The following is a 26,618-nucleotide window of genomic DNA, read 5'->3' as shown; positions in this document are numbered from 1 at the left end:
GTTTTATGAATCAAACGATCTATTATATCATCCGATTCTTGTTAGGCGTTGACCGTGCCGGTGCTTATAGCAGCCTGATCGGTTACACGTCGGATGTCCGTCTTTTCCATAAATATAAAGTGGTGATTGTTCCTTCCGGTTTCTTTCAGTCGTCGGTCTACGGAACACCCGAATCTCTGCCGCAACTGCCGTTGAAGGAGATTGAAGGAGTACCGTTGCTGTTCGGAACACCCAAAGAAGAATGTTTCGAAGAGACGTGGGTGATTTATGCCGACATCATCGCCAGCAGCTATTTCCTGCTGAGCCGTTATGAAGAGATTCAGAAAAGAGACATCCGCGACAAGCACGGCCGCTTTCCGGGAAAAGAGTCTCTGCCTTATAAAGCCGGCTTCATACACCGCCCGATTGTGGAGGAATACGGCAGGCTGCTCCGCCACTGGCTGAGAAAAGCCTGTGTACGCATTCCCGAACCGCAGCCCGAACTCCAGAAGATCTGGCTGACACACGACGTAGACGCCCCATTCTTCTGTCGCAGCCTGAGAAACATCTGCCGGGAAACCCTGAAAGGCATCGGCTTCAGGGAAGCCCTGAAATTGTATCAGGGTCCTTTAGAGAAAGATCCGTATTATACATTCCCCTGGATGCTGGAACAAGACAGCCTGGTGAAAAACCGGTTTGGCGACCGCTGCCACATCTTGTTCTTCCTCAAGGCCGGAGGCCGGCATGCCAACGACAAGCCTCATTACCAGGTCCGCTCGCACGACATCCAGAAGCTGCTTCATCTGTTTAAGAAGAACAAAGCCCTGTTAGGACTGCACAGCAGCTATGAGGCCGGGATTTATCCGGACCTGATTCCGGAGGAGAAAATGCGGCTGGAGCACGACTGGAAACTGGAGAACATTCATTTGAACCGGCATCATTATCTGGCATCGAGAGAGCCGGAAGACCTGACCAAGCTGATCAAGGCCGGCATCACCGACGACTTCACCATGGGATATGCGGATGTGAGCGGTTTCCGCTTAGGAACCTGCCGTCCCGTCAAGTGGATCAATCCGATGACACGCCAGCTCACGTCACTGACCTTGCACCCGCTTTCCGTCATGGACTGCACACTGAGTGAATCTCAATACATGGGACTTTCGCCCGACGAAGCCTATCAGTATTGCGCCGGACTGGTCCGGGAGATCCGCCAGCACCGGGGAGAAATCGTCTGGCTCTGGCATAATACGTCTTTTGCCGGAACAGAGAGCGACTATCACAAGAAATTATATGTACGCCTATTAAATCTGTTGAAGCGATGAAAAAGATCATTACCGTCGTAGGAGCACGCCCGCAGTTCATCAAAGCGGCCATGTTCAGCCGTGCCATCCAGTTACACAACCAGACGGATCGGGAACCCGTCAACGAGCAGCTGATCCACACCGGACAGCATTACGACGAGAACATGAGTCGTATCTTCTTCTCGGAAATGGGAATAACACGTCCGACCTGGCAATTGCACTGCGGACAGACGACGCATGGTGCCATGACCGGACAAATGCTTATCGAAATAGAAAAGATATTGTTGGATCAGCGCCCGGACTATCTGGTAGTCTATGGCGATACCAATTCTACACTGGCCGGAGCGCTGGCAGCCAGCAAGCTGCATATTCCGGTGGTGCATATCGAAGCCGGTCTGCGCAGCTTCAACAAGGCCATGCCGGAAGAGATCAACCGGATTCTGACTGATCATGTCTCGACGCTGTTATGCTGCCCGACTCACGAGGCCGTTCAGCACCTGGCCGAAGAGAATATCCACGCAGGCGTCTATCATGTGGGTGACATCATGTATGACGCCGCCCTGTTCTTCGGCCGGCAGGCGGAAGAAACCTCAGATATCATGCAGCGCCTGCAACTGCACAGTAAAGGATTCCGGCTCTGCACGGTTCACCGCGCGGAAAACACCGACGAGGATGAACGTCTCTCGTCGATTGTGGCGGCACTGAAGCAGATCGCCTCATCCCACTGTCCGCTGGTATTTCCTCTTCACCCGCGGACCAGGCAGTATCTGGAGAAATATCAGCTGCTGGAAGAACTGACGGCACATCCTAATATACGACTTACCGAGCCGTTAGGTTTTCTGGACATGGTGATGCTGGAAAAGCAGGCAAGCACGATCCTGACCGATTCGGGCGGCGTACAAAAGGAAGCCTATTTTCACCGGACGCCCTGCATCACCCTGCGGGAAGAAACCGAATGGACAGAAACGGTGACGGCTGGCTGGAACCAGATTGCCGGTTACCGGACCGACCAAATCCTGGCTTGCCTGGAGAACAATCCGGTACGGCATGAGATAGATGAATATGGACAGGGAAACACCGCCCAAAAGATATTGGAGCTGTTATGAAACGAGTACTCATTCTATGTGATCTGTTTCCTCCGGCATTCGGACCGCGGATGGGATATTTATGCAAATACCTAAAGCAGGCCGGATGGCAGGTGGAAGTCGTTGCCGAAGCAATGGACGACAAGACCTTCGCCTTCTTAGCCGGTTCTTGCCCGGTCACATTCGTGCCCTATTATACTGCCAAGAACAGAATCCTCCGCAAACTCCAGTGGATCTTCACGCTCCTGGCCGATTTCCTGTTCTCCTACAAAGACCGGAAAATGGCGAAAGTCGCCCACCGGATTTGCCAGCGTCAGGCATTCGACCTCATCTTGTGCAGTTCATTCCGCACCTTTCCGCTGGTGGCAGCCCGTCTGACCGCCCAAAGGCATCATTTGCCGCTGGTGGTGGATTTGCGGGATATCATCGAGCAATACGCCGGGAACGAATTCCTCGCCCACTCTTTTCATGTCTGTCCCTGGCTGGACAAGCAGCTGACGGCTCTGCTGAAACGGAAATTGCTGAACGACCGGAACCGCACACTCCGGATGGCGAGTCATGTCACCACCGTTTCTCCGTGGCATGTCGAACAGCTGAAGCGATATAATCCGAACGTATCTCTGATCTACAACGGATATGACCCGGACTTATTCTATCCGGATCATCGTCCGAACCGCCGGTTTACCATTACTTACACCGGACGAATCCTCAGTCTGGCCATGCGTAATCCGGAATTGCTGTTCAAAGGCGTGCTGTTGTCCGGTCTGTCGGCCGAACAGATCACCCTCGAATGGTATGTAGATCCGGCCTCCGAAGCCCTGCTGAAAGAAGCCGCCGCCCAGTATCAGGTCAGCGAATACATGTCTTATCGGTCGTATGTACCAGCCTCCGAAATTCCTTCGGTACTCAACAACAGCAGTGTACTATTGCTGCTCACGGAAAAGAGCGGAGAGAACGCGCCCAAAGGAATCATGACCACCAAGTTCTTTGAAGCTCTGGCCGTTGATAAGCCGATTCTCTGTGTTCCTTCTGATGAAAGCTATTTGGAAGAGAACATCCGGCGCACCCGTTCCGGACTGGCTGCCCGAAACGCCGAAGAAGTGGCCCAATTCATCCTTCAGTATTACCGGCAATGGGAAACACAAGGATACACAGCCACCACGCCCGATCACGAAGAAATCAAGCGTTTCTCCCGGAAAGGACAGGCGGAACAGTTTATGCAATTATTCGAAACCCTATCATCTGCCGGCTTATGATCTCCATCCTGATTCCTACCTATAATAAAGTATGTGTTCCGCTGGTGGAAGCCATGCGCCATCAGGCACAACAACTCCAGATTCCTTTCGAGATTCTGGTAGTCGATGATGGCTCAGCAGAAGAGATTCAGGCCGAGAACCGCCGTATCGAAGCCTGGGAAAACTGCCACTACCGGATTCTGCCCCAAAATGTAGGTCCGGCCCGTATCCGAAATATATTGGCCGATCAGGCTCATTATCCGTATCTCTTATTCATGGATGCCGATACGATGCCGGCTTCCACTACATTTCTCCAGTCATATTGGGAACAGCGCATCAAAGGCGGCATTGTGTGCGGTGGATTTATCTATGAAAGGACGAAGACGCCGGCGATGTGCCATTTACGCTATCAGTATGGCATACAGGTAGAAGAACGGTCGGCCGAAGAAAGGAACAGGCAGCCTTACAGCCAGTTCATCAGCATGTGCTTCTTGGCCGACAAGGACATCTTTCAGACTGTCCGCTTTGATGATGCCATGCACTTCGGATATGAAGATGCCTGGTTTGGCATCTTGCTCCAGCAAGCGGCTGTTCCTCTCAAGTACATAGACAATCCGGTTTTCCACCAGACCACCGACAAGGCGGACGATTATCTCCGGAAAATCCGTATTTCCATTCAGAACCTGGCTGCACACCGCCACCGGCTGCAACCTTATATCCGTCTGTTGCAATGGCATCAAAAGGCCGAAAGTCTGCATCTCACCCGGTGGATCAGACTTGTCTTCACTTGGACAGAACCCCGATTAGTCAGGAATCTGACCGGAACACATCCGTCCCTGCATCTGTTTGCCTTCTATAAATTAGGCTATCTCTGTTACTGGCTGAATCAGACACGCCGGTCTGACAACTGACGGATTCCCTCTTTTATATAGCCGCGTTGCATATCGTCGGGCTTCAACAGCTCACTGTTCCATTGAAGCAGATCAATGTCTATGGAAATAATGCCCTGATGCTTGTTTTCCGGTACGCGCCCCAAGGCCCGTTCTATCTGCTTGAAGTGACGGATCAGATCGGCAACCGGAAGACTTGTGTGGGCAATGCCTACCCGGTTCAGGAACAAAGCCGGATTTGAGCAGGCTTCCGGAGCTGTATACACCGCTTCCGACCATCGGATGTCCGGCAACAGCAATTCGATGGCACTGCTTGCTCGCTCCATATTCTGACGGGGATTTGTATTGGAGCCTAATGCAATAATAATCTGATTACCGAACATTTCTTTACGATTCACTGTTATTAGCTACGAAAGTACAATGAATTATCCGGAATAGAAACAGGCAGGCCGCAGTTTAACGGAGATTTCTCTCAAGAAAGCGGAAATGAATCTGGGTATTAGGATATATGATAACTTTTTAGTAGCTTTGCGCCCGAAAATAACAGGTATATGATGACAGGTAATGTACATATTGTTCATTTGGCCAGCGCCCGAATCGGTTCGTGGTGCAGCCATTGTATTGTCCATGTACACTGGTTCAGCGGATTTATTTAAGCCAACTTTCCCTCCTTATTATTTCATCATTTAATCGTTTCTTCCTGCAGTGCTTGCAGGGAGCAGTATCATTATTCTTTTATTCTAAATTAAATCCGTTATGCTGAGCATTATTTGTATTATGTTTGCAGGGATGGGTATTGGCTTCCTATTCCGTAAAATAGAATGGTTACAAAAGACAGAGAAAACTATCTCTTACACCATATTCGCCATGTTGTTTATCTTGGGCATATCAGTCGGTTCCAATCCGCTGATCATCCAGAACATCGGTCAGTTCGGCTGGCAGGCTGCCATCTTAGCCATTTCCAGTTTATTCGGCAGTATTCTGGCTGCCTGGGCTGTATATAACCTGTTCTTCAAGAAAGGAGGTGAAAGATGAAAAACAGTATTATTGTCTTTTTGTTCTTCTGCGCCGGCTGTATCTTAGGTCTCTCCGGACACATCTCGTTGGATGCTCATCACGTCTCCTTATATATTTTGTATGCCCTGATGCTTCAGGTGGGCATCAGCATCGGTTCCAACAAGAACCTGAAGCAGATTATCCGTCAGATACGTCCGAAAATGCTGGTGATTCCTTTGGCAACTATCATAGGCACACTGCTGTTCTCGGCACTGGCCAGTCTACTTTTGAGCCGATGGAGCGTATTCGAATGCATGGCTGTGGGAAGCGGCTTTGCCTATTACTCACTTTCATCCATTCTGATCACCCAGTTCAAAGAACCGTCCATCGGTTTGCAGTTGGCTACCGAATTAGGCACCATTGCCCTGTTGTCCAATATCATCCGTGAAATGATGGCCTTGTTGGGCAGTCCGCTGATAAAGAAATACTTCGGCAAGTTGGCGCCAATATCAGCTGCCGGCGTCAATTCGATGGATGTGGTTTTGCCGGCCATCACACGTTATTCCGGGAAAGAAATGATTCCGGTGGCCATCCTGCATGGTATTCTGATTGATTTCAGTGTGCCGCTTTTCGTTTCATTCTTCTGTAGTTTATAAGGAAGAATTGTAGTTTTAACACATTATATCGGACTTATATAAAATATTGTTCTATATTTGTAGCTATTAAGATCTTTCTGACAGGATTGATCATCACCTTTTATCTAATTAGCAAACAAACAACATAAATGCGTATGACAATGAAAACATCCAAAAGCATCTTAACAGCTATGCTGCTGACTGCCGCATTGGCCGGCTGTCAGCAACCCGTAAAAACAGACCAGTCTGAAAGTGTACAGGCGGTAGAAGAAATTCCCATGGCGATGTTAGTCGACACACCTACCATCACAGCTCCGCCTGCCGAACTGAAATTAGATCCGTTCTACAAGAAATATATGAATGTAAACGGCATCCATGTCGTCAGCTCATGGCGTGTTCCCGACAGTTGCTTCTATGCGGCCTATATCAGTATCAAGGCGATGACCGACGCACTGCCGGCAGAAGTTATGAAATCGCTCACCGACCGCAACACCCGCATCGGCATTATGGCGCGTTATGAAGGAACAACTGATATTCCTGAACATGCTTTTCTGGAAAAAGATACGACACTTAACTGGGATGTCCGTGCCCGTGGTTTAGGTGGTGATGCCGAAAATCCATTCTCGACTTGCGCAGAAGAGAATATCCTGGCTTATCAGATCGACAAGTATCATGCCGAAGATATATTGATCCACGAGTTTGCCCATACGATTCATGGAGCAGGCATCCTGCCGATCCATCCGGAATTCAATGACGAGCTGCAAGCCTCGCTGGATGCTGCCGTAGCCAAAGGACGGTGGAAGAATGTATATGCTTCGACCAACGTATGGGAATATTGGGCTGAAGGTGTACAGAACTGGTTCAATGTCAATGCGGAAGTAGATAAAGACGACGGCGACGGAAAGCATAACAAGATCAACACCCGCGAAGAAATGAAGGCTTATGATCCGGGATTGTATGCCATCCTTGCCAAATACTTCAAGGAAATAAATGAGCAGGTCAGCCGCCACAAGAAAGTGGATTTGTACCACTGGCAGGAAAACTGATCAGCGGAAGTGCAGGACGAAGGTAGTCATCCGCTTGTCGCTGCGGCCGAGTGTGAGTGTGCCGTTGTGCAGACGCATGATCTGCCGGGAAAGACTTAATCCGATGCCGGTGCCTTCCGGCTTGGTGGTATAAAAAGGAACAAAGATTTCTTCCTGGCTCTCCGCACTGATCGGGCGGCCATTATTCGATACAGTGATCACGACGGTTTCGGCATAGTCGATTTCCGCCGTGATTTCTATTTTTGTCGCTCCGGCCTGCAAGGCATTCTTCACCAGGTTGACAAACACCTGCGACAACTGGTCGGCATCGGCATACAGCAGGATATCTTCTGACTTCTCCACGTACGAGCAGACAGCTCCGGCCTGATGCAGGGATTCACGAGTGAGCTGCTGCACCTTTTCGATCAGTTCACGCACGAAAAAGGCTTTCTTGACGGGCGCCGATACACGAGTCAGGCTGCGATAAGTATTGACAAACTTGATCAGTCCGTCGGAAGAGCTGGCAATCGTGTCTAACCCTAACTTCAATTCCTTCCAGTCGAGCGAACGGGCCGACGTTTCCGAATCGAGTTCTTGGGATAAGGTATGGCTCAATGAGGCAATCGGCGTGACCGTATTCATGATCTCATGCGTCAATACACGGATCAGCTTATTCCAGGAAAGCTCTTCGTTGTGGGCCATTTCGCCGGTGATGTCGTTAAGGGCGACGATCTTGACCTGCTTTGCCTGCAACATCGCTTCCGAAGCCGTCAGGGAAAGGGTGATCTTTCCCCGTTCGTTATAATAACTGTTCCGCTGTTCGTGCGCCGACGAAACTTCCCAAAAGGCATTCTCCAGTTCCTGATGAATATTTCCCAGCTGACGGATATGGCTGAAGGTGGCCAATCCCAGCAGATTCCGTGCCGAGGCATTGCTGTAAATGACCTGTCCTTCCCGCTTCCGGGATAAATCGATGACGACAATTCCGGTACGGACCTGGTCGAGCATCTGCCCATAATATTGCTCCTGTTCGGCAATCTCCTGCCGCTCGCGGTCATAAAGGATGTGAATCCGATTAAGCGTCAGGTTAAAGCGCCGGTACCAGAACTTCTCTTCGCTGAAATGGAAATTCGTTTCCTTGTCTTCCAGCGCATCCAGCATGTAGTTCAGTTTCCGGTGAATTTTTCCCAGGGAATAAATACGGGAAATCAGCGCCGCTACCAGGGCCGATGCCAAAGCGATGAGTATGACTGTCGACGTATCCATATCAGATGTTGTATTTCTTCAGTTTCGCATATAAGGTGGGCCGACTGATGTTCAGCGATTTCGCCACGTGTGTCAAATTACCTCCGAAGCGGTCCATGGCTGCCCGGATGGTCCGTTCTTCCACTTCTTCGAGGGTTTCGGCTGCCGCTGCCGGTTCTGCTTCGCCGGGTACAGACAAAGGCAAAGAGAAATCTTCGGCATCCAGCTTATCGCCGTCGGCCAGAATCACGGCCTTTTCAATGCCGTTCTGCAGCTCCCGGATATTTCCACTCCAACGATTGGCAAGCAGAACTTGTCGGGCGGCATCTGTCAGCCCAGTAACCGGACGATGATACTTCGCGGCATAACGGGAGATAAAGAGGTTGGCCAGAGGAACAATCTCATCCGACCGCTCACGTAAGGGCGGCAGTTCCAAATGGATGGTATTGATGCGGTAATAAAGGTCCTCGCGGAAAGTTCCCTGCTTCACCATCTCTTCCAGATTCTTGTTGGTTGCGCAGATCAGCCGGATGTCAATCGGGATTGAACGCGTATCGCCCACCTTCGTCACCGAACGGTTCTGCAACACCCGCAGCAGCTTTGCCTGAAGATGCAGAGGAATATTGCCGATCTCGTCGAGAAACAGCGTACTGCCGTTGGCCTGTTCCATCTTCCCGGTGTGATCGGTATGCGCATCGGTAAACGCCCCTTTCACATGTCCGAACAACTCACTCTCGAACAAGGTCTCGGTAATGGCACCGGCATCCACGCAGACCATCGGTTTCTGTCCACGGTCGGACAAGCGGTGAATCTCGGCAGCCAACACGTCTTTTCCCGTTCCGTTCTCGCCGGTAATCAGAACACTCGCGTCGGTTGGAGCAATCTTCTCGACCGTGCGACGGACAGCCGTCATGGCCGCTCCCGTTCCCCACAACATCGAAGGTCCGGCTTCTCCGGTTTTCTTCTGTCCTTTTCCGCCGGCTTTTCCACCCTTGCCGTTATTGGCTACTGCCTTGTCAGAGGCCGCCTGCAAGGTAGCGATGAGTTTCTCGTTCTCCCAAGGCTTCACAATAAAGTCGAATGCCCCACGTTTCATGCCTTCCACCGCCAAAGCGATGTCGGCATACGCCGTAAAAAGCACCACTTCCGTCTGCGGACGGCGCTGTTTGATTTCGGAGAGCCAGAACAGACCCTCATTTCCCGTATTGGTATCCGCCTCGAAATTCATATCCAGCAAGATGACATCCGGCGCAAACTCCCGTAACGAGGCATGGATTTCCTTGGGCGAAGCCAGCAACTCCACCGCCGCGAAATACTTGGGCAATAAAATCTTCAATGCCGCCCGGATGCCCGGATTATCATCCACCACCAATATCTTTCCTTTGTTCACCATGATCTGTTTCTCTTTTCTCCTTTTATTTAGCATTCAAAAATAAGGATTTTCCGAGAATCCTCCTCGTTCTTTTTCCGATTCCCGAAAATCCTATTTCCTTTTCCTTAGACCTTTTTACCGTTTCACCCGGGTGAAACGATCATTCCACAACTGTGATTCGATCGTTCCACCTGGGTGAGACGATCGTTCCACCTAGGTGGAACGATTAAAATGTAATATAAAACAGCCTTATCCTCATCAGGTAATACACTAAAACACACCGCAAAAGGGTTGCCGAAGAAACGGCAACCCCGCATCAGTGGTGTATTACTCAACAGAAAGGCTATCTCTAGGCACCTCACGGGCAAGCGTGGCATACATGATGAACACCAAGGCTGCCGTCAGGATTTGCATCAGGATGAATATCAAAATAAAGACAACCGGTGTGAGCGGTACGCGGAAAGCAAAGTTTTCCAGCCAGCCGGAAACCACCCACCAGGAGAAAGGAAGCGCCAGCACAAAGCCAATGCCGACAAACCAGCAGTAGGGTTTGAGACCTAATCCTACAATATCGCTCAATTCAGCCCCAAACACTTTCCGCAAGGCTATTTCCTTCCGCTTGTAATACATATCGAAAATCACCAGGGCAAAAACACCGATCAGCGACAAGACGACGGCCAGTAAAGAGAAACAGAAGAGCGTCTTCCCGAAGCGCACTTCCTTTTGGTAAAGAGTATTCAACACCTGGTCGTAGAATTCGACTTCCACCGGATAGGCCGCATCCATTTTGGCAATCGCTTGCCGGATATGCGACACGGCAGTTACGGCATCAAAGCCTTTCTTCAGCCGGATATAGACAACGGGCAAATAGCCGGAAGCGGGCGATTCTACCGAAAAGACAATCGGAGCCTTCTCCTTTCGGGCCGAGGTAAAGGATACTTCCTCACAAATGCCCACAATCTCGTTACTGAGTCCGCTAATCGGACCAAGACCAACGCCGTAGTGGTCGCGCACAAAGGAGTTGATGATATATCCCGAATCTGTATCGCCGGTAAAATTGCGTCCTTCAACAATTTTGATTCCCATCACATCGAAGAAATTCGGGGAGCACCAGATCCGATAGGTTTCAACTTCTTCTCCTTTCCATTCCATGCCCCAGGTAGAATAAGAATCCTGTCCGCCCACACATTCGGTCGCAAAGGCCACATCTTCTACTTCCGCATATTGCCGCAGCGTCTCCTGCAACCACGGGCCTTGCTTCTCGGCCATTTCGCGGGTCAATTGGACTATCGCCAGCTGGTCCTGGTCAAAGTGCGTATTCGAACGCATCATCATCCGGTTCTGCAAGAAAACAAAGGCGATGAAAACCAACAACGAACACGCGATGGCATATTGAAGTACCAGCAGTGCGCTTTTGATTTTCCGACCCGAAGGAGTCAGGCCATAATTTCCCTTGAGCAATAAGGCCGTCGGGAAAGAAGTCACAAAGTAGGCCGGATAAAGACCTGCCGCCATGCCAACCAGCCAAGCTCCGCATACCGTAACAATATACAACATCCGGCAAGAAGCAAGCGTCACCGGCTCCTGAATAATACCCGAAGCGGCAAACCATTCCGAAACAGGCAGACTGAGACCTACAGCCAGCAGACTTGACAGTCCGACGAAGCAACCCACTTCCAACACCTGCTCCAAGCGGAGCATCCAAACCTCGGCACCCAAGATCTTACGTGTATTGATTCCGCGCAGCCGCGAAGGCATGAGCGAGATATAAAAGTTCGTAAAGTTGAACATGCCGACGAAGACAATCAGGACCGCGATCAGTATCAATAAATAAGTCTGCATCCGGCTGCCCAACTTGAATACATGCCCTTCCGTCTCGGCATCACTAAAATAAACTTCCGGAAGCGGCGTCAAATGAATCGGACTCAAATACGGATAACGGGAGAAATCAAACGCCTGGTTAAACTCATCCGCCACCGACGAAGCATGGCCCGGATCATCCAAGCGCAGGTAACAAATAAAATTGGAGTTTCCGAAGGTCTCCAATAACGACGCCGGCATCGGAGCCAGAATATTATTCCCCAATTGCGTATTTCCAGGCAGATCCTTATAGACAGCTCCGACTTGCCAGTCCGTTAACGGCAGGAAATAAGCCGATTTGGATTCCATCCGTATCGGTTTGCCGACAGGCGATTCCTCGCCAAACATCTTTTTAGCCAGACTTTCCGGAATCGCCAGCTGATTGGGCTTCGACAAAGCATTCCGTTCTCCTTCCGTCACTTCCAGGCCAAAGACATCGAAAAAGCCGGGACTTACCAGATTGGCTTCCTGCTTGTAACCGGTCCGTTTCCCGTCAGCTTCAGTCACGGTCAGATAAACCTCGCCCACAAACGGACAAAACACCGTGCCCGCTTCCACATGAGCCGAAGCATGGATGATCGATTCGGCAAAGCCCGGTGGAAGAATGGAACGGAAGAAAGAAGTTTCCGGCATATCCACCTTGAAAATACAATCCGGCTTCGGATAACATCTGTCAAAGTTCCATTCAAAGCGGACATGGACCATGATCATGATGAAGGCCGTAAAAGCCATCACCAAGCCCACGATGTTGAGCGAAACCGGCACAGGATATTTCCGGAATAATGCTTTGATGTTGTTGTATATTTCCATAGGGCTATTAATTTATCAAGGTTAATTGTTCGTATTATTCACTCTTCAGCGAAAGAACCGGATTGGCATGAGTGATCTGCAAACTGTTGATCACTACGGTGACGGCTACAATCAGCGCAACAATCACATCGGCCGAGAAGAGATAAAGCCATGAAACGGTAACTTTCTCGGAGAATTGCTCCAGCCACAAACCGGAAACGTAATAGGCAGCCAGGTTGCCGACAATGGCGGCTATCAACACCCATTTCATCATCTCGCCTACGAAAAGAGATAAAATCTCGGAAGTCGTGGCACCGCTGATCTTACGAATAGCGATTTCCTTACTCCTTCGCTGCGATTCGTCACGGATATATCCGATAAGACCAAGGAAAGCGATCACAATGGAAAAGAGACTTCCGATCAGGATCGTGTCCTTCATCTTCCGGTTTTCATCATACATGCTTTGCATCACCTGCTTATACGAGAGTACTTCAACATCTTTTCCTTCTATTTCCTGCTGAACCTCCTGTTGGACACGGGCGATCGTTTCCGGATTCAGTTCTTTTACTTTCACCAGGATAATCGGCATATACCCGGAATCCGGCTCTGCCGTGAAGCGAATACTAGGACGCTCGTCGTTACGTGTCAATAATCCGATCCGATAATCTTCATAAACACCGCTGATCGTCAGGATACCCTGATTCATGGCACTTGTATCGGAGTGTTCGGAAATCTGGATTTCTTTGCCGACAGCTCCGTCTTTCCAATCGGTAAACTCCTGCATCTTCTCTACAAACTGCCGGCTCACGGCTACTTCCTGTCGGGTTTCCGGAACACGTCCTTCCAGCATCGGAATCTCAAAGAAGTCGAAGAAGCCTTTTGTCCCATCATATTGGTCGGCTATATTAAACAAATCCCGATCATCACCCGGCAGATAAATATTGTTTCCCGAACTGTAATCAAAAGGAAGCGTATAACAACGTTCGACATCAACTACTTCGGGATTCGATGAAAGAGCAGCTATGCTTCGGTTCGCCTGCAATTTATCCACGCCCCGGACATTATAATAGAGAACATTCTCATACGTATAGCCCGGCTGGTCGTTCAACGCCTTGTCGTATTGGGCGGCAATGACAAACATAAAACAGACCAGGAAGACATTGATCGTAAACTGAACCCACAGCAAAGCCAGTTTCCATTTTCGCTTGTTCTCCTTATAATTCCGGAATGCCACACCAACCGGAATCTTATCATATAAATAACCGGGAACAACCGTAGAAACCAGAAACAACAGGAAGATGACTCCGACCAACACAGCAATGGTTTCGGGAATAAATAGTGCCAGCAAACTTGCTCCCAACAAATCCTCAACCAAAGGTTTGGCTGCCCAAATCAGAATCGCCGCTAATACCAATGACATCAGTAAGACCATGGCTGTCTCTTTACTCAGCATCTTATAGATGTCCCAACTACCCGCGCCATAACACTTATGCACGCCAATCTCTTTCGACCGCCTTACCATCTCCGATATCGTGATGAGAATATAGTTCATCAGTGATATCAGAAGCAAGACCAATGAAATAATCGAGAGTATGACAATCATATTCCGTACCTGAGGTTCGGACGTATGCAACTTATCGAAAGCCGAAAGATAATACCAGATCTTACTTCCGTTCTTTTCCAGTTCTTCCAAAGGTTGGTTCTTCTCCTGCATCGAACGGATCGCCGCTGTCAAGGAAGACGGATCTATGCCTTCTTCCAGCTTCACATAACCCTGATAACGATCGTTTCCCAGCCAATTCTCCCGACTCCTTTTATTAAATGATTCCATGGAAAGCAAGACATCATAGTCCAGACTGCCGTTTTCCGGGAAATCTTCATAAACACCGCCCACTGTAAATTTCCATCCGGATGCATCTTCGTTGTAGATGACTTGTCCGACAGCTTTATCAATGCCACCTATTTTCTCGGCAAAAGACCGGCAAACCATAACCATTTGTGGCTGCGACAAGACCTGAATCGGATTTCCGGACAAGATCTTCCAATCAAATACATGGAAAAAGGATGTATCCGCCAACACCAACTTCCCGGAAACCGGTCGTTTGTCTTCCGTATAGAACTTCTCACTCTCAAATAGGAAGGTAGTACGGGTTGCATATTCTACACCAGGTACATACTGCTTGAATCCGGGAGCAACAGCTCCGCTCACTTGCTGATAGTCTCTTACATTTCCTTGAGATGAATACCCCGTCATAATCTTATAAATCCGGTCGATATCCTGATAGAAGTTATCATACGCAGATTCAAAGCAGACTTTGGCAATCAAGATGCAGCCGATCGCCAAGCCGACACCCAGCGAGAAGACTTTCAATATCCAATTTCTCTTCTTCATATCCCAAGTCTTTTACAATTCATTCCTGACATCACTGACAATCCGCCCATCAAACAAGTTGATGGTTCGCTGAGCCACGGAAGCATCCTTCTGCGAGTGCGTTACCATTACAATCGTTGTTCCTTCCGAATTCAGTTCCGTCAGCAAGTCCATTACTTCTTTTCCGTTTTTGGAATCCAGGTTTCCGGTCGGCTCGTCGGCCAATACCAGATTCGGATTGGATATAACCGCCCGCGCAATGGCAACACGCTGTTGCTGTCCGCCGGATAACTGTTGCGGGAAATGCTGGGCACGATGACTGATATTCATCCGTTTTAGCATGGCCGTCACACGTTGTTTCCGTTCCGAAGCACTCATGTTCAGATACTTCAAGGGCAATTCCACATTCTCGAAGACATTCAGCTCGTCAATCAGGTTGAAGCTCTGGAATACAAAGCCGATATTACCTTTGCGGAACTTGGTGCGGTCGCGTTCCTTCAACTGAGCCACTTCCTGTCCCATCAGTTCATAACTGCCACTCGAAGGATTATCCAATAAGCCCAGGATATTCAACAAGGTTGACTTACCACAGCCGGAAGGTCCCATAATCGCTACAAACTCGCCTTTCTTGATTTCAAAAGACACACCATTCAACGCCGTTGTTTCTATTTCTTCCGTACGGAAAATCTTGCTAAGTTCTGTTACTTTAATCATAATATAATTGTTTAATCTTATACATCAAAAGTCTATCTTTATTTCAACACCAGACAATCATTATCGCCAAAGTTATCGTATCCGGAAGTAATGACTTTCTCGCCCGGCTTCAAGCCATCCAGCACTTCGTAATACTGCGGGTTTTGCCGGCCGATATGTATTTCCCGCTTGAAAGCCTTGTCGCCTTCGGGCGTAAGGACATAAATCCATTTGCCTCCGGTTTTCTGATAGAAGGTACCACGAGGAATCATCACGGCTTCTTCGGGTTGTCCTAACTGCAAATTCAGATTGTACGTCTGTCCGGTACGGATATTCTCCGGATGAGCGCCGTTGAACTTGAAGTCGGCCTTGAACTTCCCGTCCCTTACTTCGGGATAGACTTTCCGAATCACCGCCGAATACGATTCATCCTGCCGCTCAAACTGTGCTTCCAGTCCGGGCATCACCCGATCGATATAATGTTCATCTATCTGTGCTTCGATTTTATAACTGCCCAAGTTGTTAATCTGTCCGATCTTCGCTCCCGAAGAAACCGATTGCCCCAACACGGCATCCAGTAATCCCAGCTCGCCGTCGATCGGTGCCACTATCATCAGATGTTCTTTCCGCCGGCGGATCATCTGCATGTTCACCCGCATGTTATTCAGGCTTTCCTGCATCTGTTTGACCTGTACGCTGCGATAAAGACTGTCTTGGATGGCCCGGTTCTTTACCAGCTCCAGACGACTCTCGGCCAGTTCATAGTCTTCTTCCGCCTGCAAATAGGTTTCCTTTGCAATCAGGTCTTCCTGATAAAGCTCTTTCTGTGCTTCATACGCCCGACGATACCGTTTGACTTCCATCTGCAACTGAAGCATATCCTGATGTACGCTCAGCTTTTCCTGCTCCATCGAGATCAAGGTATTACGCAAGAGGTTTTCTTTCTCTGCCAGGTCGGCTTCCGAATTGAGGATCTGCATATCCAGGTTCTCGTTCTTCAGTTCGAGGATTTTATCGCCCGCCTTCACCTTCGCGCCTTCTTCAATGAAGATATCATGCACCACGCCCGACTCCAGCGGACTGATCTGAATGGTTGTCATCGGCTGTACCTGGCCGCTCACCCGAATGTAATCATTAAACTCGCCGGATATCACTTCACTGACAGACACGGTATCCGCATTGACACGAAACGTACGCACGTCATCCCGCAGCAACAGATAAACCACAAACACCACGACCAGCGCACCCAGCCAGTACGGCATTGCCTTCTTGCTAAGCACAAGAGAAAAACCTTTCTTCGGTTCTATTTTTCTATCCATGATTCTATTCCTATTTATATTGATCCAAATAACTAATTCCTTTATAGTAGCTAACCACACTGCTCTTCAGCAGATACTGGAAACGGGCATTCAGCTGTTCGGCCTTCGCATTCAGGTAATCGTTGGAGACTGTCTGAAACTCGATCGGAGAAATCAGGCCTTGCAACATCTTCCGTTCGCCCAGCCGATAGGCTTCTTCTTGTACAACCGAACGCTTCTCGGCCTGAAAGAATGCCGCCAAAGCACCTTTGCTGTCTTGTATCGCCCGGGAAATCTCGGACTCCACATCATGCAATGTCTGTTCATATTCCGCCTGAGCACGCCGCCAGTCGTTTTTCTTCTTCGATAAATTGGAATGACGCGAAAGGCGGTCGTAAATCGGTATCGACAGACTCAACTGGATGTATTCGCCCCCATTGTTCCGGAACTGCGTACCAAAGGGAACAGCCTGATAATCTTTCCGTCCCGGATAGGTATAATAACTGGTTGACCATCCGCCGTTCAACGACAAGGAAGGGAGAAACTGCCACTTGGCCGTCTTCAACTCATACCGGGCCTGATCCATTTTTCCTTTGGCAATCCGGACAGCCGGATTATTCTCGTGCGCAAAGCTGGTAATCTCGGCCGCAGATTCCATACAGATTTCCGGCAACTCGAAAGAATCTCTCACCGCCGACATATCTACCGGAAGCGATTCTTCTACGGGCCAAAGCATCAGGGCCTTTAATGTCAGGACAGCTTCGTCCTTCTGATTTTGGGAATTGATCAGCTTGTATTCGCGATCCGCCAGGTCGGCTTCCATCTGTACCACATCGGCCCGCCCTTTCTGTCCCAGTTCCAATTGTTTCTTTACCAAAGTCAGATTGGAACGCGCAGCCTCGATTTGCGATTCCATCACCTCAACCATCTGTGTATGGAACAAGACATTATAATAAGCCTCCATCACAGAAAGACAAATCTCATCCCGCAACTTCTGTTCCTGAGAGATACCCATCTTCACCGCGATATTCGAGATTTTGATATTATTGAGAGCCGAGAAACCGTCAAACAACGTAATGCTTCCATCCACCGAATACCCATTATTAAAGGAAGTACTGCTGATGTACGTATTGGTTTCGGGGTCGACCGCACGCCCGAAGTTACTATAAGCATACGTTCCGGCCGACACTTTCGGTGTAAAAGCTTTCAGAATCGCATCTCGCCGGCTCACCAGCGCATCGGCATTGTCGGCATCCTGTATCTTCTTTTTCGAGGAGTTTTCCACCGCATACGCCATACAGGCATACAACGACATCGCTTCCTGAGCCAGACAGGCCGCATGGATAGAGCATCCTAAAACTAAAGTCATTATTATCTTTCTTTTCATAAAACAAAAATCTTACACCAAGAAAAATACAACGACCATGCCAGAATTATAACAAGCTTGTTTCTAACAGATTATAATTTTATCATTTCTCAAAAGTGTAAAGTTTCTTTACAGAAGGTGTAAAATAGATTGACGGTGTAAAGTCCTTTTTTGACCGTTTATCGGCTGGAGGGCTGATAAAACCAAAGGAAAACTTATATCAATCCCGTGAGCAAGTCATCCGAAACCAGCGAGAAGATAGCTTTAGCACAACTGTCGTAAAGCTTTACCACAGTTGTCAAAAAGCTTTATCACAGATATGGAAAAGCTTTTCGACAGATGTCAAACAATTAAAAAGTAATAGGATTTACACGAGGAGGTACCGGGTTCTTTATTCGAATCTGGTATTCCTTAATGTCAAAAGAGCTTGGTAAATCCAATAAATTCTACCGGATTACGTTATCTTTGTGATAAGCATGGCGTTATTATCATACCAGATATATGTCAATATGGAGTAAACTTTTAGGATTCAAGCAGGCAGATGACACGAATCATGTCATCGGCAAGGAATCTGTGTCTCTGTCAACCGACTCATCGCACTGTACGTTTGTTGATGTTGAAATCGGTTTGCAGGATCATAAGATCCATGACATCGGGGCACTCCGTTTTGACGGCGCCATCTTTCATCAAGCATCCAAAGAAGAACTGTTTGACTTTCTGCGCGGCAGCGATTATCTCTGCGGACACAATATCATCCATCATGATGCCAAATACCTGTTTGCCGGCCGGACTTGTCACTGGCCACTGGTCGATACGCTTTATGTATCTCCTTTATTATTCCCCGAACGTCCGTATCACAGACTGGTGAAAGACGACAAACTGGTCAGTGAACAGCTGAATAATCCGGTAAACGACTGCGAGAAAGCCAAGGACCTGCTGTTCGACGAAGTAGCCCGCTGGAACGACCTGCCCGAAAAGAAACAGCAGATATGGGCTTATTTGCTCAAAGACCAAGAAGAGTTTACAGGATTCTTACAGCTGGTGCAGGCTGTTTCTCCGGTATATATAGATCCGGTTGAACTGATCAGGGATTTTTATGAAGGGAGAATCTGCCAGCAGGCAGACCTGCTTACCCTCATCGAGAAATATCCTGTCGAACTGGCGTATGCCTTGGCCCTGGTCGATACAACAGATCATCGTTCCATCACTCCGGGCTGGGTACTTCGGAACTATCCGGAAGTAGAATATGTGATGAGGCTTTTGCGGCACACGCGCTGTCAGGAAGGTTGCCCGTACTGCAACACCCAGCTGGATGTACACTATAATCTGAAGCGTTTCTTCGGGTATGATGAGTTCCGCACCTACGAAGGTGAACCTCTTCAGGAGAAAGCGGCCCAGGCAGCCGTACAGGGATAATCGTTACTTGCCATCTTTCCTACCGGCGGAGGCAAGTCGCTTACCTTTCAACTGCCGGCACTTATGGAAGGTGTTTCCGTACATGGACTGACGGTGGTTATTTCTCCTCTTCAATCGCTGATGAAAGATCAGGTGGATAACCTGGCAGACCGGGGAATTACAGATGCAGTTACCATCAACGGTTTGCTGGATCCGATTACGAGATCGCTATCCATCCAAAGAGTATTGGAAGGAGAAGCCTCTCTTTTATACATAGCTCCTGAAATGCTCCGTTCCAAAACCATCGAGAGAATTCTGATGGCGCGCCATGTCGTAAGGTTTGTCATCGACGAAGCCCATTGTTTTTCTTCGTGGGGACAAGATTTCAGGGTAGATTATCTTTACATTGGTAAATTCATCCGCGAGTATCAGCAGAGAAAAGGATGCAAAACGCCGATACCGGTATCCTGTTTTACGGCGACGGCCAAACAGAAAGTCATACAGGATATCTGCGATTACTTCAAACAGACGCTGAATGTGGAATTGGAATTGTTTGCTTCCACGGCTTCCAGGACAAATCTGCACTATTCCGTCATTCATGCGGAGACGGATGATGATAAATACTCAAAACTAAGGGAACTGGTGGTGGAATCTGATTGCCCGACGATTGTCTATGTATCACGGACCAGACGGACCAAAGAGCTCGCTTCCAAATTAACCCGCGACGGTTATCAGGCATTGCCCTACAACGGACAGATGGAAGCAGACGAAAAGATCGCCAATCAGGAGGCATTCATGAACGATCAGGTGCACATCATCGTAGCAACATCCGCCTTTGGAATGGGAGTAGACAAGAAAGATGTCGGACTGGTAGTCCATTACGACATTTCGGATTCGTTGGAAAACTATGTACAGGAAGCCGGAAGAGCGGGTCGGGATCCACATCTGAACGCACGTTGCTATGTTCTTTACAGTGATAACGACCTCGACAAGCATTTTATATTGCTCAACCAGACCAAACTAAGCATCAGTGAAATACAACAAGTCTGGAAAGCCGTGAAAGATCTCACCAGACAACGGATGCGGGTTTGCTGTTCGGCGTTGGAAATTGCCCGGCAAGCCGGCTGGGACGATTCTGTATCCGACATAGAAACCCGTGTGCGAACCGCTTTATCGACGTTGGAACAAAGCGGATATCTCGTCAGAGGAAACAATGTGCCTCATGTATATGCCACCGGTATCACCGTAAAAAACATGGAAGAAGCCCGAAAACGGATATCTGCTTCCATCTTATTCAGCAAGGATGAAATCGAGAAGGCTGTCAGAATCATCAAGTCACTGATTTCGCAGAAGCATATAGCCAAGGCACAGGATTCGGAAGCTGAATCAAGAATCGATTATCTGGCAGATATTTTAGGAATGAGTAAAAGTGAAGTCGTATCGGCCGTAGAACGGATGCGGCAGGAAGGCATATTGGCCGACAGCAAGGATATTTCTGCTTATCTGCTGGATACAGGCGAATCTGAACGGAAATCAAAGACCTTGCTCGAGCGCTTTGCCAAACTGGAGCAATATATCCTCAGCCATATTCCGGACGAGTCTTTACAGATTTCTTGCAAACAGCTCAATGATAATGCCGTAAACGACGGAATCATTACCTCCAAAGAAAAAGACATTCGGACACTGCTTTACTTCCTCACAATCAAAGGTTATACCCGGAAGAAAGAAGATGCCGTTCATAACATGGAGATTATGCGCCGCCTGGATATGGATACGACCATCAGACGTTTTGAGAAACGATTGGAGATAAGCCGTTTTGCCGTAGAGTGGTTGTATAAATTAGCGGCAGAAACCAGGAAAGAGAACGAAGAAAGCAAGTCGATACAGTTTTCCGTTGTCGAATTGCTGAACCAGATCAAGGCAAGTCAGCAATCTCTGTTCGGCGAACTGAAGGATATTCAGCTGGAAGATGTAGAAGAAGCTCTTCTGTATTTATCGAAGATCGGCGCACTCAAGCTGGAAGGCGGATTCCTGGTTCTCTACAATGCCATGGACATCAAACGAATCAAAGACAACAAGGCCCGATACAAGCAAGAAGACTACCGGATGCTAAATGAATTCTACAAACAGAAGATTCAGCAGGTACACATCGTTGGGGAATATGCCAATCTGATGGTCCGTGACTATAACGCGGCTTTGCAATATGTACAAGACTATTTCCAGATGGATTATCGGAAATTCATCTCCAAATATTTTAAAGGGGAACGGGGAAACGAAATACAAAGGAATCTGACACCCGGAAAATACAAGCAGTTGTTTGGCCAGTTATCTAAACGGCAAATGGAGATCATCGCGGATAAAGAATCCCGCTGCATTGTCGTTGCCGCCGGTCCGGGCAGTGGAAAAACCCGTGTATTGGTCCACAAGCTCGCTTCGCTCCTCCTGTTGGAAGATGTCAAACACGAACAGCTGCTGATGCTGACATTCTCGCGCGCGGCTGCCACCGAATTCAAGCAACGGCTGATGGAACTGATCGGGAATGCGGCCCATTTTGTAGAGATCAAGACCTTCCACTCTTATTGTTTTGATCTGCTCGGACGGATCGGTAATCTGGAAGATGCCAAAAACATCGTAGCCAAAGCGGCCGATATGATTAATCAGGGAGAAGTTGAGCCTAACAGAATCAGCAAAACGGTGTTAGTCATCGATGAAGCTCAGGATATGGGCACAGAAGAGTATGCACTCGTGAAAGCATTGATGACTCAAAACGAAGAAATGCGCGTGATTGCCGTGGGCGACGACGATCAGAATATCTACGAATTCAGAGGTTCTGATTCCGGATGTCTGTTCCAACTCGCCCAAGAATCCGGAAGCCGCTTTATCGAAATGACCGAAAATTACCGCAGTGCCCGGCATTTGGTGGATTTCGCCAACGAATTCACTCAAAACATCCATAAAAGGATGAAAAACGCTCCGATTATCTCCAGGAGAGAAGAGGAAGGATGGGTAGAAGTGACTTATCATTTGTCTAAGTATATGTATCAGCCTCTCGTAGAAAATCTGATGAAACACAAGAAGAATGGCACGTCGTGTATTCTTACCCAGACAAATGAAGAGGCAGCAATCCTGGTAGCTCTCTTGAGGAAGCAGGGAATCAACAGCAAACTCATACAGTCAATGGATGGTTTTCATTTCCGGAACTTAGCAGAGATGAGGTACTTCCTCAAATATATCGACCAACGGGTAAACACGCCTCTAATTCCGGACGAAGTATGGGAAGCAGCCAAACAGGCAACTTACTCAGCTTATGCCAATAGCCGAAATCTGCCATACGTAAAACATTGCGTGACATTGTTTGAGCAAACCAACAAAGCCAAATATGTAGGCGACTTCAACGAATTTGTATTCGAATCGTCAATAGAAGATTTCTGTGATATCGCCGATGCCGAAGTGGTTGTATCAACTATTCACAAAGCCAAAGGAAAAGAATTCGACGACGTCTATATGCTTATTGCCGACAATTATTCGAAAACCGACCAGCTGATGCGCCGGTATTATGTGGGAATCACCCGGGCCAAAAACCGATTGTTCATCCATACGAACGGAAACAGCTTTAAGCAGCAGAGTACAGATCAATACCTGATTGATCAGCGACAATATGCCTTACCCGAAGAAATCGTTCTGCAACTTTCCCTCAAAGATGTTTATCTTGATTTCTTCAAAGGACTCAAGCGGGAAATCTTATCATTACGGAGTGGAGAAGCATTGAAGTACAAAGACTGTGTTTTATTCAATAGCCAAAACAAAGCCGTCGCCAAGCTATCAGCCAATATGCAGAAAACAGTATCCGACTGGAAAGAAAAAGGCTATGAAGTGAAAGCAGCGTCCGTTCATTTTATCGTAGCCTGGAAACCGAAAGAGGCAACAAAAGACGAACGAGAAACGGCTGTTCTTCTGGCAGATTTAGTTCTATGCAGGATTCAAAATACATAAAGGAAAACTATAGCGACAGGTAGTTTTCTCTCATCATTATTCTGAATAAAGAAGACGACAACACACAAAAAAATAGGATGTAACTCAGTAATAAGTTACACCCTATTTATATTATCGGTTATGAATGTTTACTTACTTGACTTCCTCAAAATCAACAGCATCTCTGTATGAGCAACTTGCGTGAACGTGTTGCAAATATAGCGGAAACCCGAAAATAAGCATCCATAAGCAACCACAGCTCTTTACTGCAAAAGTACAGATTTATTTGATAAATATCGTGATATAAACACATAATAATCAAATCAATGGGGCTATTTTAACAGAATATCCGGTTTTATCCTTACCTTTGTATATAGAACTTGGGCTTTATCCCCAAACAACAAAAAGAAAACGATGCAAATTCATAACAATACATTGATAGCGGAATGCTCGTCTTACGATTTCAAGGAAATGCTGGAGCGTAAGAAAGTAAAATCATGGCTTAAATCCATATCGGCTTTTATGTACGAAGATAAGTCTGGGAATGGACACGTGATTGTAGAAACGCATTTTCATTCATTTCAATACTACTTTTTTTATTTATGATGGAAAATCGAGTATGTTTTTATTCTCCGAATGATTTAAGCATCGATTATAATCTTGAACTTGCAGAAAAAGCAATTATAAAGTATAAATCTGAGCCAGCTTCTACGTTAACAGACGTGATAGAGTTATTCCACATCAAGAAACTCATAGATAATGATTGTCGATTGAAATGTTGGTCAGACGTCATGTTTAATCAAATCAAAGAAGATATAAAAGATTATAATGATATTATTGCAAAACACTTTGCCAAGATAAATAGAAACTCTTTGGAGAACTGCTATGATGCATTAGCTTGGGATTACAGACAAGCATTTTGGGATATTATTGACCAATTCAAATTATTTAATGTTATAGATAATAATTTTGTAAAAAATACAGCAAAAGGCAAACAAAATGACTTGATAGAAATACTTCATTGCAGGAATGTCGTGGAAAAATTCAAAATAGAACTAAGGCAGATAATGCTTGAAGACAGTAATACGGCTCAGATTCTCATAAATCATTATATCGCCAAACATGACAATAAAACTGATAGAAAAATTCACCTTCCTTCAAATCTATCAATGGACGACAAGGTTAAAATAATAAACTCATATTTAGATAGCAAGGACCCTAATTTAAATTATGTCCGTCTAATTTGTCAGAATAAGGATGACAAAAATGGACTAGTATTAGATCCCCAAACGAAAGTAAAAGCAGAACGTCTAGCTCAAAAGTTAAACGATGAGTTTATGTCCAACAGTCGTACTGTTAAAATTTCGCATAAATTAGCTGTCGCATTTTCTAATGAAAACAATTCAAGTTTCGCAAGTACTCAAATAATGTAATAAAAAAAGGCTAAAGAGTTTGATAATTCAATGATTATCACTATATTAATGTCGCCAAACAAACAATATAGCACCCTTTAGCCATGAACAAAAATAGACATATTATCGGTGAACTCCAAGAGTTTTTTGCAAACAATGACTCCAGCAAGGCAATAAACAGCATCTCAACCATTATGAACAGCATAAGAATACAAAGTAGAGTCATCGGGTCAATTAAGAATCCGAATTGCAAATTCACCTGTCTTCAGGTGTTGCAGTTGCTTGTTCTGTTCCCGTTCTTTTCAATTAAAAATGCAGCCAACTATTCGTCTTCTGCTTTGGGCAGGATGTTTGTCTGCCACAAAGATATGTTCTATCGTTTCATGAACGACGGCAACGTCAATTGGCGACGTATCATCTATTCGATTTTCAGGCAATTGTATTCACGTGTGAAACGCAGGACGACATTGAAGTCGGACATCAGGTGTGTCATCATCGATGATACAGACCTTCCAAAGACCGGATTCAAGACCGAGAAGATTGGCAAGGTATTCTCTCATACCCAAATGAAGTCTATACTTGGCTTCAAGGCAATGTTCCTCTGCTTTACGGATGGTGTATCCCAGTTTCTCCTTGACTTTTCTCTCCATGGAGAGGAGGGAAAACGAAGCGATAAGCCACAGGGGTTATCCAAGAAACAGACGGAGGCTCGCTATTGCAAGGAACACTCAGGGGATGAGCGTATTGCCAGGCGTAGCGCTGAGTATTTTGCAAGTAAGATTGAGACGGCCATCAGTATGCTCAAACGCTCAATCATAGAGGGTGTACGTTTCGATTATCTTCTTGTTGACAGCTGGTTTACCTGCTCTGAACTTTTGAAGTTCGTAGTCTCAAGGCACTTTGGATGCCACCTTATCGGAATGATAAAGATGGGCAAAACCAAGTATGAGACAGATCTTGGAAACAAGACAGCGCCTGAACTTATCAAGATTTTCCAGAAATCCAGGAACGTAAAGTATAGCCGCTCAATCGGTTACTACACAGCAACTGTATCTGCTAAAATCTCCGGCATTAAGGTCAGTCTGTTCTTTTACAGAAGAGGCAAGAAGGGCAACTGGAATGCTCTACTTACCTCTGACCTTAAACTTGATGCCAAAGAAGCCTTCAGACTTTATTCAAGAAGATGGGTTATCGAAGTGGCTCACAAAGAGATGAAGCAAAACCTGAAACTCGGAAAGAACCAGTGCAGAGACTTCGCCGGACAGATTGCAGGCATATCATTGTGCGTACTACAGTACAATATACTCAGTTATGTCAAACGCAATGAATCATACGAAACTATCGGAGGACTCTTTGCCGAAATTTCAAAGAACTCTGTCGAACTTTCAGTAGCAGAAAAAATCTGGCTGCTGATTGTAGAAGTTATAAACGTCATTGCCGAGGTACTTAACTGTGATGCAATGGTTCTGACTGAACAAGTAATATCAAACGATAAACAAATCAAAGCTGTGAAGCAGGCTTTCGACAGGCTGACACCAGCCGCCTGAGGAGCTACACTTTACTTGCGAAACTTAAGAAAACAATATAACACCAACAGACTATAGAGTCGAAGGAGGTTATCCTACTTATTTATACAGCATAAAGTATATTCGTTCCTGCAATTCTATAGATCTGGTGGAGAATTGCAAAACCTTATTCT

The 26,618-nt window shown here is 47.0% G+C and carries 17 protein-coding genes and 1 pseudogene; 10 read left to right on the top strand and 8 right to left on the bottom strand.

Annotated features, from left to right (window positions below; genetic code table 11):
* Positions 1–5 precede the first annotated feature (5 nt).
* Genes NEE14_RS15215 through NEE14_RS15200 form a run of 4 tightly spaced genes read left to right on the top strand, consistent with a single transcriptional unit; the run spans position 6 to position 4,511 of the window.
* Positions 6–1,301, top strand: coding sequence for a polysaccharide deacetylase family protein (locus tag NEE14_RS15215; protein ID WP_251968028.1), 1,296 nt, complete (start codon positions 6–8; stop codon positions 1,299–1,301).
* Positions 1,298–2,386: a non-hydrolyzing UDP-N-acetylglucosamine 2-epimerase gene (gene wecB, locus NEE14_RS15210; protein WP_251968027.1), complete on the top strand. Its 1,089-nt coding sequence runs from the start codon at positions 1,298–1,300 to the stop codon at positions 2,384–2,386. The genes NEE14_RS15215 and wecB overlap by 4 nt, the downstream gene beginning before the upstream one ends.
* Entirely contained in the window at positions 2,383–3,621 is a 1,239-nt protein-coding gene (locus tag NEE14_RS15205) for a glycosyltransferase (protein WP_251968026.1), read from the top strand. The genes wecB and NEE14_RS15205 overlap by 4 nt, the downstream gene beginning before the upstream one ends.
* A complete protein-coding gene (locus NEE14_RS15200; protein ID WP_251968025.1) occupies positions 3,618–4,511 on the top strand; it encodes a glycosyltransferase family 2 protein in 894 nt (297 codons plus the stop codon). Before NEE14_RS15205 ends, NEE14_RS15200 begins: the two co-directional genes overlap by 4 nt.
* Here the strand turns inward: NEE14_RS15200 and NEE14_RS15195 are convergent.
* Complete coding sequence (locus NEE14_RS15195) at positions 4,487–4,888, bottom strand: 2-amino-4-hydroxy-6-hydroxymethyldihydropteridine diphosphokinase (protein WP_251968024.1); 402 nt, start codon at positions 4,886–4,888, stop codon at positions 4,487–4,489. The two genes, NEE14_RS15200 and NEE14_RS15195, sit on opposite strands and share 25 nt — an antisense overlap.
* 358 nt (positions 4,889–5,246) lie before the next feature.
* Here NEE14_RS15195 and NEE14_RS15190 point away from each other — a divergent pair, with 358 nt between their 5' ends.
* The 3 genes from NEE14_RS15190 (at position 5,247) to NEE14_RS15180 (ending at position 7,167) form a co-directional block, all read left to right on the top strand.
* On the top strand, positions 5,247–5,525 hold the full coding sequence (locus NEE14_RS15190; protein WP_251968023.1) for a LysO family transporter: 279 nt from the start codon (positions 5,247–5,249) through the stop codon (positions 5,523–5,525).
* Positions 5,522–6,142 carry a lysine exporter LysO family protein gene (locus NEE14_RS15185; RefSeq protein ID WP_251968022.1) on the top strand — a complete coding sequence of 207 codons (621 nt, stop codon included), beginning with the start codon at positions 5,522–5,524 and terminating at the stop codon, positions 6,140–6,142. Before NEE14_RS15190 ends, NEE14_RS15185 begins: the two co-directional genes overlap by 4 nt.
* Positions 6,143–6,282: 140 nt before the next feature.
* Positions 6,283–7,167 carry a hypothetical protein gene (locus NEE14_RS15180; protein ID WP_251968021.1) on the top strand — a complete coding sequence of 295 codons (885 nt, stop codon included), beginning with the start codon at positions 6,283–6,285 and terminating at the stop codon, positions 7,165–7,167.
* On the opposite strand, the gene NEE14_RS15175 is transcribed toward NEE14_RS15180, so the two are convergent.
* The 7 genes from NEE14_RS15175 to NEE14_RS15145 form a co-directional block, all read right to left on the bottom strand.
* A complete protein-coding gene (locus tag NEE14_RS15175; RefSeq protein WP_251968020.1) occupies positions 7,168–8,412 on the bottom strand; it encodes a sensor histidine kinase in 1,245 nt (414 codons plus the stop codon).
* Between the two features lies 1 nt (position 8,413).
* The gene (locus tag NEE14_RS15170) at positions 8,414–9,784 is read right to left on the bottom strand and encodes a sigma-54-dependent transcriptional regulator (RefSeq protein ID WP_251968019.1); all 1,371 of its coding nucleotides are present in this window, start codon (positions 9,782–9,784) and stop codon (positions 8,414–8,416) included.
* Positions 9,785–10,090: 306 nt separating this feature from the next.
* A complete protein-coding gene (locus NEE14_RS15165) occupies positions 10,091–12,433 on the bottom strand; it encodes an ABC transporter permease (RefSeq protein ID WP_251968018.1) in 2,343 nt (780 codons plus the stop codon).
* A gap of 34 nt (positions 12,434–12,467) precedes the next feature.
* Positions 12,468–14,804 (bottom strand): FtsX-like permease family protein, encoded by a 2,337-nt coding sequence (locus NEE14_RS15160; RefSeq protein WP_251968017.1) that lies wholly within the window; start codon positions 14,802–14,804, stop codon positions 12,468–12,470.
* 12 nt (positions 14,805–14,816) lie between these two features.
* Positions 14,817–15,497 carry an ABC transporter ATP-binding protein gene (locus NEE14_RS15155; RefSeq protein WP_022455781.1) on the bottom strand — a complete coding sequence of 227 codons (681 nt, stop codon included), beginning with the start codon at positions 15,495–15,497 and terminating at the stop codon, positions 14,817–14,819.
* Between the two features lie 38 nt (positions 15,498–15,535).
* Positions 15,536–16,795: an efflux RND transporter periplasmic adaptor subunit gene (locus tag NEE14_RS15150; protein ID WP_251968016.1), complete on the bottom strand. Its 1,260-nt coding sequence runs from the start codon at positions 16,793–16,795 to the stop codon at positions 15,536–15,538.
* Between the two features lie 10 nt (positions 16,796–16,805).
* Positions 16,806–18,161 carry a TolC family protein gene (locus tag NEE14_RS15145; protein WP_251968015.1) on the bottom strand — a complete coding sequence of 452 codons (1,356 nt, stop codon included), beginning with the start codon at positions 18,159–18,161 and terminating at the stop codon, positions 16,806–16,808.
* A gap of 480 nt (positions 18,162–18,641) precedes the next feature.
* Here NEE14_RS15145 and NEE14_RS15140 point away from each other — a divergent pair.
* The 3 genes and pseudogenes from NEE14_RS15140 to NEE14_RS15130 all read left to right on the top strand — a co-directional run bounded on the left by NEE14_RS15140 (position 18,642) and on the right by NEE14_RS15130 (position 26,466).
* Positions 18,642–23,528: pseudogene (locus NEE14_RS15140) on the top strand (RecQ family ATP-dependent DNA helicase).
* Positions 23,529–24,109: 581 nt separating this feature from the next.
* Complete coding sequence (locus NEE14_RS15135) at positions 24,110–24,940, top strand: hypothetical protein (protein WP_251968014.1); 831 nt, start codon at positions 24,110–24,112, stop codon at positions 24,938–24,940.
* An 83-nt stretch (positions 24,941–25,023) separates the two neighbouring features.
* Entirely contained in the window at positions 25,024–26,466 is a 1,443-nt protein-coding gene (locus tag NEE14_RS15130; protein WP_338578704.1) for an IS4 family transposase, read from the top strand.
* Positions 26,467–26,618: the final 152 nt, after the last annotated feature.

Source organism: Parabacteroides sp. AD58 (assembly GCF_023744375.2).
In the GTDB taxonomy this organism is placed as follows: Bacteria; Bacteroidota; Bacteroidia; order Bacteroidales; family Tannerellaceae; genus Parabacteroides; species Parabacteroides absconsus.
Note: the sequence above shows the minus strand (reverse complement) of the source record. Positions and strands in the feature narration are given on the sequence as shown.